General features: G+C 59.7%; 12 protein-coding genes. 9 read left to right on the top strand and 3 right to left on the bottom strand.

Going from position 1 to position 13,264, the window contains the following annotated elements; genetic code table 11:
• Positions 1-171: 171 nt before the first annotated feature.
• From ACR0KM_RS13040 to ACR0KM_RS13005, 8 genes are all read left to right on the top strand, one after another.
• A complete protein-coding gene (locus ACR0KM_RS13040; protein ID WP_480859175.1) occupies positions 172-1,203 on the top strand; it encodes a pyridoxal-phosphate dependent enzyme in 1,032 nt (343 codons plus the stop codon).
• Positions 1,200-2,345 (top strand): M24 family metallopeptidase, encoded by a 1,146-nt coding sequence (locus ACR0KM_RS13035; protein WP_480859177.1) that lies wholly within the window; start codon positions 1,200-1,202, stop codon positions 2,343-2,345. The genes ACR0KM_RS13040 and ACR0KM_RS13035 overlap by 4 nt, the downstream gene beginning before the upstream one ends.
• Positions 2,342-3,049, top strand: coding sequence for a maleate cis-trans isomerase family protein (locus tag ACR0KM_RS13030; RefSeq protein ID WP_480859179.1), 708 nt, complete (start codon positions 2,342-2,344; stop codon positions 3,047-3,049). Before ACR0KM_RS13035 ends, ACR0KM_RS13030 begins: the two co-directional genes overlap by 4 nt.
• Before the next feature lie 138 nt (positions 3,050-3,187).
• A complete protein-coding gene (locus ACR0KM_RS13025; protein WP_480824022.1) occupies positions 3,188-4,288 on the top strand; it encodes an ABC transporter ATP-binding protein in 1,101 nt (366 codons plus the stop codon).
• 102 nt (positions 4,289-4,390) lie between these two features.
• Positions 4,391-5,482, top strand: a complete 1,092-nt coding sequence (locus ACR0KM_RS13020; RefSeq protein ID WP_480824024.1) for an extracellular solute-binding protein — start codon at positions 4,391-4,393, stop codon at positions 5,480-5,482.
• 71 nt (positions 5,483-5,553) lie between these two features.
• Complete coding sequence (locus ACR0KM_RS13015) at positions 5,554-6,831, top strand: ABC transporter permease (RefSeq protein ID WP_480824026.1); 1,278 nt, start codon at positions 5,554-5,556, stop codon at positions 6,829-6,831.
• Positions 6,832-6,836: 5 nt separating this feature from the next.
• Positions 6,837-8,048 carry an ABC transporter permease gene (locus ACR0KM_RS13010; RefSeq protein WP_480824028.1) on the top strand — a complete coding sequence of 404 codons (1,212 nt, stop codon included), beginning with the start codon at positions 6,837-6,839 and terminating at the stop codon, positions 8,046-8,048.
• Positions 8,049-8,208: 160 nt separating this feature from the next.
• The gene (locus ACR0KM_RS13005) at positions 8,209-9,420 is read left to right on the top strand and encodes an aminopeptidase P family protein (protein ID WP_480859181.1); all 1,212 of its coding nucleotides are present in this window, start codon (positions 8,209-8,211) and stop codon (positions 9,418-9,420) included.
• Here the strand turns inward: ACR0KM_RS13005 and ACR0KM_RS13000 are convergent.
• Positions 9,407-9,622, bottom strand: a complete 216-nt coding sequence (locus ACR0KM_RS13000; protein WP_480859183.1) for a hypothetical protein — start codon at positions 9,620-9,622, stop codon at positions 9,407-9,409. The genes ACR0KM_RS13005 and ACR0KM_RS13000 overlap by 14 nt on opposite strands.
• Before the next feature lie 30 nt (positions 9,623-9,652).
• On the opposite strand from ACR0KM_RS13000, the gene ACR0KM_RS12995 reads away from it, so the two are divergent.
• Positions 9,653-10,168, top strand: coding sequence for an aspartate carbamoyltransferase catalytic subunit (locus ACR0KM_RS12995; RefSeq protein ID WP_480859185.1), 516 nt, complete (start codon positions 9,653-9,655; stop codon positions 10,166-10,168).
• Between the two features lie 115 nt (positions 10,169-10,283).
• On the opposite strand, the gene speB is transcribed toward ACR0KM_RS12995, so the two are convergent.
• Together speB and dxs are read right to left on the bottom strand one after the other, a co-directional pair.
• Positions 10,284-11,255 carry an agmatinase gene (speB, locus tag ACR0KM_RS12990; protein WP_480859186.1) on the bottom strand — a complete coding sequence of 324 codons (972 nt, stop codon included), beginning with the start codon at positions 11,253-11,255 and terminating at the stop codon, positions 10,284-10,286.
• Positions 11,256-11,325: 70 nt separating this feature from the next.
• A complete protein-coding gene (gene dxs / locus ACR0KM_RS12985; protein ID WP_480859188.1) occupies positions 11,326-13,254 on the bottom strand; it encodes a 1-deoxy-D-xylulose-5-phosphate synthase in 1,929 nt (642 codons plus the stop codon).
• Positions 13,255-13,264 lie beyond the last annotated feature (10 nt).

Genomic DNA, 13,264 nt, shown 5'->3' with positions numbered 1-13,264 from the left:
CGCGCGCGGCAGGCAAAGCCGCGGCCAACAGGGCTGGCACACACTTACAGCCAACCAAATGGATTGAAAAGACGCTCATTCAGATGTGTCGCCACAACCCGGAAAGCGGGACACGCTTGACAGGGCTTCCTCGTTCCGATCACGTCGGCCTATCAAGACAAGGAGCGCGTGATGGAGACGGTCAGAAACCCCTTTCGAAATGGGTCGAAGCTGGCGGATCAGGCACCCTATCCGTCGATCGATACATCCGGGCTTGGGCGGCATCGCCTGTTTTGCCCCGATTTCACCCAGACGCCGCTGACGGAGGCAACCGCTCTGGCGCCGGTGGCGCAGCTCTGGGTCAAGGATGAGCGGCCTCGGATGGGGCTGGGCTCGTTCAAGGCGTTGGGTGCGGCTTATGTCATTGCCTGTCAGGCCAGCGAAGCACCCGAAGGCGATCTCAAAGGGCACACATATGTCACTGCCAGCGCGGGTAACCACGGGATGAGCATGGCGGCAGGCGCGCGGGTTTTTGGTGCTGATGCCGTGGTCTACATCGCAAAAACCGTACCCGAGAGCTTTGCGGACAGGTTGCGGGCCCAGGGGGCGCAGGTTGTGCGAGAAGGGGTCGATTATGCCGCCAGCATGGGGGCCGCCGCGCAGGCGGCGCAGCAGAATGGCTGGACCTTGCTGTCGGACAGCTCTTGGGAGGGATATACCGATCTGCCTTATCTGCTGATGGAGGGGTATTTGCAGATGGCCGTTGAAGCGGCAGAGCAATGCCCCGAACAGCCCACCCACATCTTGTTGCAGGCCGGGGTCGGCGGCATGGCGGGCGCGGTCGCTGCCTATGCGCGCAAAATCTGGGGCGACGCGCCGCAGATTGTTGTCGTCGAACCCGATGCCGCCCCGGCGCTTCAGGCCAGCGTCAAAGCCGGGCACTGCGTCTTCGCCGATGGCCCGGACAGCATCATGGGGCGGCTGGATTGCAAAGAGCCTTCACTGATCGCCCTGAACGGCTTGGCGCGGGATGCCGATCTTTTTCTGACGCTCAGCGACGATGAGGTCTCCGCGCAGCTGCCACGCATGGCCGAGGCGGGGCTGGAGACCAGTGCCTCGGGCGGGGCGGGCGTTGCGGCGGTCATGAACGCCGAGGCGCGTGCGGCGATGGCGATAGACGCGCGGTCGCGGGTTCTGTGCATGCTGACCGAGCAGCCCGCATGACCGCTTTCGCGCCCGAGGAATTTCAGGCGCGACTGCACCGCGCGCAACAGCAGATGGCGCAGGCCGAGCTTTCGGCACTGTTGCTGACCACCGAGCCCGAGATACGTTATTTCACTGGGTATCTGACCCGCTTCTGGGAAAGCCCGACGCGACCCTGGTTCCTGATCGTGCCCGCCTCGGGCAAGCCGGTGGCGGTGATCCCGTCGATTGGCGCTGCCCTGATGGCGCAGACCTGGATTGACGATATCCGTACCTGGAGCGCGCCGGACCTCGAAGACGACGGCGTTACTCTGCTGGCGGACACGCTGGCCGAGTTGACGCCAATGGGCGCTACGATTGGCTGCCCGGATGGGCACGAAACCCATGTCCGGATGCCGCTGGCCGACCTGAAGCGCCTGCAGACCGGAATTGGCAGCCGCCACATCACCGGCGATCAGGGCATCCTGCGCGCCCTGCGCATGGTGAAATCCTACGCTGAGGTCGCCAAGATACGCGCCGCCTGTCAGATCGCTGCCCGCGCCTTTGCACGCGTGCCCGAGATCGCCGCGACCGGTGTGCCGCTGGATCAGGTTTTCCGACGCTTCCAGACGCTTTGCCTTGAGGAAGGGGCTGATTGGGTGCCCTATCTGGCCGGAGGCGCCGAACAGGGCGGTTATACCGACGTGATCTCGCCCGCTACCCGATCGCCGCTGAGGCCGGGCGATGTGCTGATGCTGGATACCGGCCTCGTGCGGGATGGGTATTTCTGTGATTACGACCGTAACTGGTCGGTTGGCCCGGCCAGCGCACTGGTGCGGGACGCGCATGCGCGGTTGATCGAGGCGTCGGATGCTGCCTTTGAACAGGCCCGCCCCGGTGCCACCGCCGCACAGCTGTTTCATACGATGAACGCGATCCTGACGGATGGTACGGGGGGCACTGATGCCGGGCGATTGGGTCACGGGCTGGGGATGTCGCTGACCGAATGGCCATCGTTGATCCCCGGTGATCACACCACGCTGGAACCCGGTATGGTCCTGACGCTTGAACCGGGTATTGCCGTGGGTGGTAAGATCCTTGTGCACGAAGAAAACATCCTGATCACCGAAGGCGCGCCCGAATTCCTCAGCCCGCGCATCGGGCCCGAGATACCGACGCTATGACGATACTGCCCTATACGCTTGACCCTGACGACGCTGCTGCGGCGCCTATGGGCCTTATTGTTCTGCAAACCGATGAGACGATCGAGCCCGAGTTTCGCAGCCTGTTCGCCGGTGACCCCAGCCCCCTCTACGTTAGCCGCATTCCCAGCGGGGCCGAGGTCAACACCGAGACTCTGGCGCGGATGGAGATCGATCTGCCCGCCGCCGCCGACCTGCTTCCGAAGGCGCGGCGTTACAAGGTGGTGGGTTATGGCTGCACATCGGCCAGCTCTGTGATCGGATCGGACCGGGTTGAACAAATGGTGCAGCAGACCTGCGACGTTGTGACCGTGACCAACCCGTTACGCGCCGCTGCGGCTTGTGCGGCTGATCGCGGCGTGTTGAAATTCGCCCTGCTCTCGCCCTACATCGAAGAGGTGAACACGCCGTTGCGGCAGGCCTTCGCACAGATGGGCATCACGATGGACGTGTTCGGTAGCTTTGGTGAGGCCGAAGAGGCCAAGGTTGTGCGTATATCAACCGAATCCGTTGTAAATGCGGCGGTGCGGCTGGGGTCCGACCCCTCTGTCGACGCCGTATTTCTGAGTTGTACGAACCTGCGCACGTTGGCCGCGATCCCCCGTATCGAGGCGCAGATCGGCAAGCCGGTGCTGTCCAGCAACCAGAGTCTGGCGTGGCATATGAAAGCGCTGAACGCCCTTTGATTGAGCAGAATTGTGTTCGCGTTATCGCTAAAATCACTATTCTGGGTTGCCAGTCCCGCTTGGCTGCGTTTTTAATGCGGGACATGATCAATGAAATCCGGACCAACCGGATAATCATTTGACGCAACAGGGGGTCTTGTGACCGACATAAATACCGACGCCGCGTTTGTTGAATTTCAACGCGTTCAAAAGTCTTATGATGGCGAGAATCTCGTTGTCAAAGATCTCAACCTGGCGATGCCAAAGGGCGAATTCCTGACCATGCTCGGGCCGTCCGGATCAGGCAAGACAACCTGCCTGATGATGCTTGCCGGATTCGAAACCGCCACCCATGGCGAGATTCTTCTGGATGGCAAACCCATCAACAACATCCCTCCGCACAAGCGCGGTATTGGGATGGTGTTCCAGAACTATGCCCTGTTTCCACATATGACGGTGGCCGAGAACCTCTCGTTCCCGCTGGAGGTGCGCAAGCTGGACAAGTCCACGCGCGAGGAAAAGGTCAAGCGCGCGCTGGACATGGTACAGATGGGCGATTTCGGCAATCGCCGCCCCGCGCAGCTTTCGGGGGGGCAGCAGCAGCGGATCGCCCTGGCCCGCGCGCTGGTGTTTGAACCGGAACTGGTGCTGATGGATGAACCGCTGGGCGCGCTGGACAAACAGCTGCGTGAGCATATGCAGTTCGAAATCACCCGCCTTGCGCATGAGCTGGGCATTACCACCGTTTACGTGACCCACGACCAGACCGAAGCGCTGACCATGTCGGACCGGGTCGCGGTGTTCGACGATGGCCGCATTCAGCAACTGGCCCCGCCGGATCAACTGTATGAAGAGCCCGACAACAGCTTCGTCGCGCAGTTCATCGGTGAAAACAACACGCTGGAAGGTGTGGTCAAATCGATCGACGGCGACAGCTGTGTGGTGCAGCTTGATGACGGATCAGAAATTGATGCGGTGCCGATCAATGTTCACAACCCGGGCGAGCGGACCAAGGTTTCGATCCGCCCGGAACGTGTGGAATTCAACAAGGACCGTCTGCATGCCGACGCGCATACGCTGAAGGCGACGGTCAAGGAATTCATCTATATGGGTGACGTGTTCCGCTTCCGCATGTCGGTTGCTGGCAATGACGAGTTCATCGTCAAGACACGGAACGCCCCCGATGCCATCCGCCTGAAACCCGGACAGGAGATCGAGATCGGCTGGCTGGCACAGGATTGTCGTGCGCTTGACGCATAGACCAAACCGCGCGGCACAAGCGCGGTTTCACTGAGGGACCGGCTGGCGAAAACCCGTGCGTCAGCTGACCATACAACAAACGGGAAGTACTGGGAGTAACACATGAAACCAACCAAAACACTGCTGACCGCAGCGGCTCTGGCGACGGCTGCCGGTGGCGTTTCCGCCGAAGAGATGACCATCGTCTCGTGGGGCGGCGCCTATTCCAAATCGCAGCTCAAGGCTTATCACGAGCCCTATTCGGAAAAGACTGGCGTCACCATCCTGAACGACGACAGCTCGGCCGAAGCGGTGGCCAAGCTGCGCGCGATGAACGAAGCCGGCAACATCACCTGGGACGTGGTTGACGTTGTTGCAGCGGATGCGATCCGCCTGTGCGACGAAGGTCTGGCGATGGAAATCGATCCCGACACCATGCTGGCTCCGGCACCTGATGGCACGCCCGCATCCGAAGATTTCGGTGATCTGCTGGTCAGCGACTGCTTTATCCCGCAGATCGTTTACTCGACCACATTCGGATATCGCACCGACCTGGTGGGTGATACGCCGCCGACAGACGTCTGTGCCGTGTTTGATCTGGAAACCTATCCGGGCAAACGCTCGCTGGAGAAGCGTCCGATCAACAACATGGAATGGGCCCTGATCTGCGACGGTGTTGCCAAGGACGACGTTTATGACGTGCTGGCTACTCCTGAAGGGCAGGATCAGGCTCTCGCCAAGCTCGACACCATCAAGGACAGCGTTGTCTGGTGGTCGGCTGGCGCGGATACACCGCAGCTGCTGGCCGATGGCGAGGTCATTATGGGTTCGACCTATAACGGTCGTCTGTTCAGCGTGATCGAAGAACAGAACCAGCCTGTTGCCATGCTCTGGGACGCGCAGGTATTCGATCTGGACGGCTGGATCATCCCCGCCGGTCTGAGCGAAGAGCGTCAGGCGCGCGCACTGGACTACATCATGTTCGCGACCGACACTCAGCGTCTGGCGGATCAGGCCAAGTGGATCTCGTACGGCCCGGCCCGTGCTTCGTCGGCTCCGCTGGTGGGTCAGCATGCCGAACTTGGCATCGACATGGCACCGCATATGCCGACCGACCCGGAAAACGCCAAGAACACGTTCCTGTACAACTACGAGTTCTGGGCCGACTACCGCGACGATATCGACGCCAAATTCCAGGCGTGGCTGGCGCAATAAGCGTCTGATTTCATGACAAAGTCGGGGGCGGTACTTCGCCCCTGACCCCAGAAAGGACCCAAGGGGCACCGATGACTGACGCCACCCAACAAAACTCCGGTCCGATGCTGGCCGCCGATGGAACGCCGCTTAAGCAATCGCTTGCGCGGTCATTAAGACGGCAAAAACTTCGGGCGCTGATGCTGGTGGCTCCTCTGCTGCTGTTCGTGCTGTTCTCGTTCATTGTGCCGATTGCGTCGATGCTGTTCCGGTCGGTGGAAAACAGCATTGTGCAGGAAACCCTGCCCCTGACGGTCGAAGCCCTGCAAAACTGGGACGAAACCAGTGGCGAACTGCCGGATGAGGCGGTCTACGACGCCTTTGTGCGCGACATGGTCGTGGCTGTCGATAACAAGACACATACCCGACTGGGCTCGCGCCTGAACTACGAAGAGACAGGCATGTCCTCGATGTTCCGCCGCTCGGGACGGAAAATGGGCAAGCTGGATCCTGAGACAGATGGTCCATTCAAGGATCAGGTGATCGAAATCCACGAAGGCTGGGGGGAACCGCAGACCTGGGCGGTGATCAAGACGCATTCTCCGGCGATTACAAATGGCTATTTCCTGAATGCGGTCGACATGCAGCGCACGCCCGAGGGCGCGCAATCGCAGCCCGAGGACAAGCAGATTCTGATCAAGCTGTTCGGGCGCACGCTGTTCATGTCGCTGGTGATCACCGCGTCGTGTATCCTGCTGGCCTATCCGGTCAGCTACCTGCTGGCGACCCTTCCGATGCGGGTGTCGAATCTGCTGATGATATTGGTGTTGTTACCGTTCTGGACGTCACTTCTGGTGCGAACCTCGGCGTGGAAGGTGATGTTGCAACAACAGGGTGTGATCAACGAAACGCTGGTTTGGCTTGGGTTGGTGGCCGATGACGCCCGACTTGTCATCATCAACAACCAGATCGGCACGATCATCGCGATGACGCATATCCTGCTGCCGTTCATGATCCTGCCGATGTATTCGGTGATGCAGACGATACCGCCATCCTACACCCGCGCCGCGAAATCGATGGGCGCAACCAACTGGACGACCTTCTGGCGCATCTATTTCCCGCAATCCATTCCGGGTATCGGCGCGGGGTCGATCCTGGTCTTCATTCTGGCGATTGGTTACTACATCACGCCCGAGATCGTGGGTGGCACCAAAGGTGTCTTCATCTCGAACCGGATTGCCTATCACATCTCGTCCTCGCTGAACTGGGGACTGGCGGCGGCGCTGGGTACGATTCTGTTGGGCGTCGTGCTGCTGCTCTACTGGTGTTACGACAAGATCGTCGGCATTGATAACGTGAAGCTGGGATAATCGACATGGCCGCACTTACTCCGATTTCCCGCAAACCTTTGTCCATGGTTCTGCCCAGCGTCGCGCTCGCAGGGGCCTTCGCCGGTATCTTTGTCGGCGCAGGCAATGGCGCGGTGTTTCTTGGCATCATTGGCGGCGCGGCTCTGATCGCGGCGCTGGCCTGGGTTTACATTACTGTCTTGAAGAACGAGCAAATGGCCCGCTGGATCACCATTTTGGGCTTCGGCATCGCCGGGTTTCTGTTTTCGGGTCCGATGGGCGGCGTTCTGGGTCTGCTGGGCGGCTGGTTCTTCGCATGGTTCATCTACTGGCTCTATGAGGGTCGTTATCGCCGCAAACTGCTGCCGTATCTGACCCCGAAACAGGTGTTCTATCACTACCTGTTCCGAGTGATCTGCGGCGCGATTTTCGTGTTCCTGATCACGCCGATCCTTGTGGTTCTTCCATTGTCGTTCAACGCGCAGGACTTCTTTACCTTCACGCCGGAAATGCTGCGACTGGACCCTGAGGGGTACTCGCTGAAGCATTACCGCGACTTCTTCACCAACAATGAATGGCAGCGCAGCTTCAAGAACTCGCTGATCATTGCGCCGATTGCGACGGTGATCTCTGTCTCGCTGGGTACTCTTGCAGCCATCGGCCTGAGCCAGAGCCACGTTCCCGGTCGCCGTGCCATCATGGGTATCCTGATCTCGCCGATGATCGTGCCACTAATCATCTCGGCCACCGGCATGTTCTTCTTCTACAGCGATATCGGCCGCTTCATGGAAGGCACGCTGGGCATGAACAAGAACTTCGTGGGCTATGTGAAGGTGATCCTTGCCCACGCCGTTCTGGGAATTCCCTTTGTCATCATCACCGTGACTGCGACGCTGGTGGGCTTTGACCGCTCGCTGACGCGGGCGGCAGCGAATATGGGTGCGGGGCCGGTGCGGACCTTCTTCAAGATCCAGATGCCGCTGATCCTGCCGGGCGTGATCTCGGGTGGTTTGTTTGCCTTCATCACCTCGTTCGACGAGGTGGTCGTGGTGCTGTTTGTCGGCTCGGCCAGCCAGAAGACGCTGCCATGGCAGATGTTCACTGGTCTACGCGAACAGATCAGCCCGACCATTCTGGCGGTGGCGACCATCCTCGTCGTGATCTCGATCGCGCTGCTGACCACGGTCGAATTGCTGCGCCGCCGGTCCGAGCGTCTGCGGGGCCTTTCCCCCGCTTGACGCAAGCGCACGGCTGATCTAACGATTTAACCGTTCATCCCAGCCGCGATGGCGTCGCGGACGCACTGGGATGATCGGCTCTCGGACCCCGAGACCGCCTGTCCTGAACGCCGGGACAAGTGGCCGGGTTTGCCGCCCGGCAAAGATGAGAGACCAGACCATGACAAATCGCCCCGAATTCTTCACCTGCCACAATGGCGACAAAGCACCCCTGCCTTTCAGCAAGGGCGAATATGACCGCCGCCTTGGCAAATTGCGTGCCATCATGGCGGCGCGGGATATTCCGGTGGTCCTGCTGACCTCGATGCAGAACATCGCCTATTATTCGGGCTTTCTGTATTGCGCCTTTGGCCGTCCCTATGGCTGCGTCGTCACACAGGACGCCTGCACGACCGTTTCGGCCAATATTGATGCTGGCCAGCCCTGGCGCCGCTCGGTCGAGGACAACGTGATCTATACCGATTGGAAACGCGACAATTATTGGCGCGCGGTGGCCAGCCTGATCGGTGGCGCGAAACGCATCGGTGTTGAGAATGATCACATGACACTGGCCGCCCGCGACACCGCGCTGGCGATGCTGGGTCAGCCTGAAATAGTTGACATCGCGCCCGACACCATGGCGGCCCGTATGGTGAAATCGGCGGAAGAGATCGAGCTGATCAAAGGCGGCGCACGCACCGCCGATGTCGGCGGAGCGGCCATCCACGCCGCCATCCGTGAAGGCGCAACCGAGATCGAGATCGCCATGGCCGGGCGCGACGCGATGGAGGCGGAGATCGCCCGCGCTTATCCCGACGCAGAATACCGCGACACATGGGTCTGGTTCCAGTCCGGCCTCAACACCGATGGCGCGCATAACCCGGTCACCAAACGGGCGCTGCAAAAGGGCGATATCCTGTCGCTGAACACCTTCCCAATGATCTCGGGCTATTACACCGCGCTGGAACGGACCCTATTTCTGGGCGAACCCGATGCCGAAAGCCTGCGCATCTGGAAGGCCAACGTCGCCGCGCATGAGCTTGGCCTGAGCCTGATCAAACCCGGCGCGACCTGTTCCGGCATCACCGCCGAGATCAACCGTTTCTTCGAAGATGAGGGCCTGCTGCAGTACCGCTCCTTCGGCTATGGCCATTCCTTCGGCGTCCTCAGCCACTATTACGGGCGCGAGGCCGGTCTGGAACTGCGCGAGGATATCGACACGGTTCTGGAACCCGGCATGGTCGTCTCGATCGAGCCGATGCTGTGGATCCCCGAAGGCCAACCCGGTGCGGGTGGCTACCGCGAGCACGATATCCTTGTGGTTGGCGACGACGGGGCCGAGAACATCACCGGCTTTCCCTATGGTCCCGGCCACAACATCAAAGGCGCTTGAGGAAACACATCAGCTTCAAGATCAGTCCTTTGCCGCAAGTGGTAAAGGTACGCGATATAAAAGCTCGGAGCGCATTGACCGCTCTGAGCCAAAATTGCTCTTTCGGTGGTGTGCGGAAAACGTCTTGCTTCGTCTGCATCATTGGCCCTTTGTCTTTTTGTAGATTTTCAAAGAAAATAAAGCCATACGATACTGCAAGCATTGTATACGCCAATTCATCAAGAGTTCACAAATGACTGATCCTTGGAAAGACCTTCTCGCGCCAAACGAAGAAATTCTTTGGCAGGGTGCTCCAAAAAGCCGTGTCCGGCTTGAATGGGAAAGCCCGTTCATTCCTTTCTTTTATGTCTTTTTTACCGGATTTTCTGTTTTCTGGATGGCTATGGCAAGCAAAGCCGGAGGTCTTTTTTGGACTTTTGGTCTCATATTCTTTTTCGTGGGTTCATATGGTCTTGTGGGCGTTCACTTCTGGAAGGCCTACACTCGCAAGCAACAGCATTATACGCTGACAAATCAACGTGCTATGATTGGCACGAAGATGTTTGGACGCAAAAAATTGCAAACCTATCCCATTACCAAGACTACAGAGATCGAGTTTGAGGACTCCGGGGCAACCGGCGATATCTATTTTGCGAAACACGAAAGCTTGGGAAAAAATGGTGCTAAGGTAACGAAGATTGGATTTGAACAAATCGAAAGTCCACGGCAGGTCTTATCCCAAATACGTAAAGTACAAGAAGAGCGTTAAACGAAAAGTAGACTTTGTTGTGATGTCCGCTTTGTCCCGCTTCCCAGACATACAATATCAAAAACCACCTAAACCCCATCACGAAACACAAAAGGCTAGGGCGACAAGTCGCCGCCTACAGCCGCGTACGTTCGTGAAAGATAAACCCCAGAAAGTTCAGCAGCAGCTGCGCCGCCAGAATCTGGGTGCTCTCGGTTGGGTCATACGAAGGCGCGACCTCGACCAGATCGATGCCCGCGACGTCCCCGCGCTTGGCCAGCCCCTGTAGTATTTCCAGCACATCGTAATAGAGAAACCCACCATGGCTGGGCGTGCCGGTTCCGGGCGCAATCGACGGGCAAAACGCGTCGATATCAATGGTCACATAGTACCGCGCTCCCTCCGGGATTCGGGCCAGCACGGCTTCGGGTCCCAGTTTGCGCACTTGTCGCACCGACAGGATATCCGACCCGCGCGCGCGGGCATCCTCGTACCCTTCCTTCGCGGTGGACGAGACATTGCGGATGCCCAGCTGCGTCATGCCCGAGACATAGTCTTTTTCAATCGCCCGCCGCATCGGGTTGCCGTGCCCGGCGGTCACGCCGTGGCGTTCATCGACGAAATCCAGATGCGCATCGATCTGAACCACGTGGATCAGACCGTTTTCTGCGCAATCCTCGGCAAAGGCGTTGATGCAGGGGATGTTGATCGAATGATCCCCGCCAATTGTGACAGGCAAAGCGCCTGCTTTCAGAATCTTGCCTACGCCATAAGCGATGTTGGCATGGCTCTGGTCGGTTTTGGTGTGGATGATATCCGCATCCCCCAGATCGACCATCCGCACCGAGCCATCAAGGTAAGTCGCGTCATCCTCGTGATCATAGGCCCCGGCATGGCCGAAGCTGAACAGGGTCGAGGCCTCGCGCACGGCGCGCGGTCCAAATCGTGCGCCGGGCCGCCATTGCGTGCCGAAATCAAACGGCGCACCCAAAATGGCGACATCGGCATCGATCTGATCCCAATCCGCGACATAAGGCGACTTTGCAAAGGTTGAAATCCCGACGAAAGGCAGGTTCAGCCGCCCTGACGCGTACCCGTGATCTTGCATGCACATCCCCGACATAGCCTGATACTTTGGTACATCATGGCCACCTCGCATCCGGTTGTCGAGCGATCACCTAGGCGCGCTTCTCGCCGATCGAGGTTACGCCCAAAACCGACAGCACCTTGGCCTCGATCTGTTCGGCATTCATGCCTGCGACCGCGTACATATCTGCGGGGCTGGCCTGGTCGATGAAGATATCCGGCAGCACCATCGAGCGGTATTTCAGCCCCGCATCAAAAACGCCTTCATCCGCCAAGAGCTGCGCAACATGGCTGCCAAAGCCGCCCACAGCGCCCTCTTCGATGGTGATCAGCGCCTCGTGGTTCGCGGCCAGATTAAGGATCAGGTCGCGGTCCAGCGGCTTGGCAAAGCGCGCATCGGCGATGGTCGGGGTGATGCCGCGTGCCGACAGAGCCTCGGCGGCCTTTTGCACCTCGGCCAGACGGGTGCCGAATGATAACAGCGCCACGCGGGCACCTTTCTGAATGATGCGTCCCTTGCCGATCTCCAGCACTTCACCGCGTTCCGGCAGGTCAATACCCACACCCTCTCCCCGTGGATAGCGGAACGCGATGGGGCCGTCATCATGGGCCACGGCTGTGGCGACCATATGCATCAGTTCTGCCTCATCGGCGGCGGCCATCACCACCATGCCCGGCAGATTGGCCAGATAGGCGATGTCGAACGAGCCCGCATGGGTTGCGCCGTCAGCCCCCACAAGCCCCGCGCGGTCGATGGCAAAACGTACTGGCAGACGCTGGATCGCCACATCATGCACCACCTGATCGTACCCACGCTGCAGGAAGGTCGAATACATCGCGCAGAACGGCTTCATCCCGCCTGCAGCAAGCGCCGCCGAGAAGGTCACCCCATGCTGTTCCGCAATCGCCACATCGAAACAGCGCGACGGGTAACGTTCGGCAAACAGGTTCAGCCCGGTGCCATCGGGCATCGCGGCGGTCACGGCTACGATCTTGTCATCCCGCGCAGCCTCTTCCACCAAAGTCTTGCCGAAAACCGAAGTATAGGACGGCGCGTTAGAGGGTGCCTTTTTCTGCTCACCCGTCACCACATCGAACTTGGCGGTCGCGTGGCCCTTATCGCGGGCCTGCTCGGCGGGGGCGTAGCCCTTGCCCTTCTTCGTCAGCACATGGATCAGGATCGGCCCGGTCGCCTTGGCCTTGACTGCCCGCAACACCGGCAGCAACTGGTCCAGATCATGCCCGTCGATGGGGCCGAGATAGGAAAAACCCAGTTCTTCAAACAGGGTGCCACCCATCGCCATGCCTTTCAGCATGTCCTTGGCACGCTTGGCCCCCTCGCGGAACGGTTCGGGCAGCAGCGACACCGCACCCTTGGCGGCAGCTTTCAGCTCGTGAAACGGTTCCTCGGCATAGATGCGCGACAGGTAGTTGGACAGCGCACCCACAGGTGGCGCAATGCTCATTTCATTGTCGTTGAGGATCACAATCAGGCGTTTCTTCAGGTGACCCGCATTGTTCATCGCCTCGAACGCCATGCCTGCGGACATCGATCCATCGCCGATCACCGCAATCGCATCACCAAGCCCCTCGGGCGTCACACCGCCCAGATCGCGCGCCACGGCAAACCCCAGCGCGGCGCTGATCGAGGTGCTGGAATGGGCCGCACCAAACGGATCATAAGGGCTCTCGCTGCGCTTGGTGAAACCGCTGAGGCCGTCTTTCATGCGCAGGGTGCGAATGCGGTCGCGGCGTTCCGTCAGGATTTTATGCGGATAACACTGGTGGCCCACATCCCAGATGATTTTGTCGCGGGGAGTGTCAAAGACCGCGTGCAGCGCCGTGGTCAGTTCCACCACGCCCAGACCCGCGCCCAGATGCCCGCCGGTCACGGACACGGCCGAGATCGTCTCGGCCCGCAATTCCTGTGCCACCTGATGCAACTGCGCGTCCGAGAACTGCCGCAGGTCCGCAGGGCGGTTCACAAGGTCCAGCAAAGGCGTATTCGGGCGGTCAGACATATGGCATTCC

It is taken from the genome of Ruegeria sp. G10 (assembly GCF_056533645.1).
The sequence above is the reverse complement of the archived record's forward strand: the minus strand, read 5'-3'. Positions and strand labels throughout refer to the sequence as shown.

Excerpts from the sequence above, each read along its gene's own strand:
- ACR0KM_RS13040 (WP_480859175.1), top strand. The coding sequence starts at position 172 with ATGGAGACGGTCAGAAACCCCTTTCGAAATGGGTCGAAGCTGGCGGAT.
- ACR0KM_RS13035 (WP_480859177.1), top strand. The coding sequence starts at position 1,200 with ATGACCGCTTTCGCGCCCGAGGAATTTCAGGCGCGACTGCACCGCGCG.
- ACR0KM_RS13030 (WP_480859179.1), top strand. The coding sequence starts at position 2,342 with ATGACGATACTGCCCTATACGCTTGACCCTGACGACGCTGCTGCGGCG.
- ACR0KM_RS13020 (WP_480824024.1), top strand. The coding sequence starts at position 4,391 with ATGAAACCAACCAAAACACTGCTGACCGCAGCGGCTCTGGCGACGGCT.
- ACR0KM_RS13015 (WP_480824026.1), top strand. The coding sequence starts at position 5,554 with ATGACTGACGCCACCCAACAAAACTCCGGTCCGATGCTGGCCGCCGAT.
- ACR0KM_RS13010 (WP_480824028.1), top strand. The coding sequence starts at position 6,837 with ATGGCCGCACTTACTCCGATTTCCCGCAAACCTTTGTCCATGGTTCTG.
- ACR0KM_RS13005 (WP_480859181.1), top strand. The coding sequence starts at position 8,209 with ATGACAAATCGCCCCGAATTCTTCACCTGCCACAATGGCGACAAAGCA.
- ACR0KM_RS13000 (WP_480859183.1), bottom strand. The coding sequence starts at position 9,622 with ATGCTTGCAGTATCGTATGGCTTTATTTTCTTTGAAAATCTACAAAAA.
- ACR0KM_RS12995 (WP_480859185.1), top strand. The coding sequence starts at position 9,653 with ATGACTGATCCTTGGAAAGACCTTCTCGCGCCAAACGAAGAAATTCTT.
- speB (WP_480859186.1), bottom strand. The coding sequence starts at position 11,255 with ATGCAAGATCACGGGTACGCGTCAGGGCGGCTGAACCTGCCTTTCGTC.
- dxs (WP_480859188.1), bottom strand. The coding sequence starts at position 13,254 with ATGTCTGACCGCCCGAATACGCCTTTGCTGGACCTTGTGAACCGCCCT.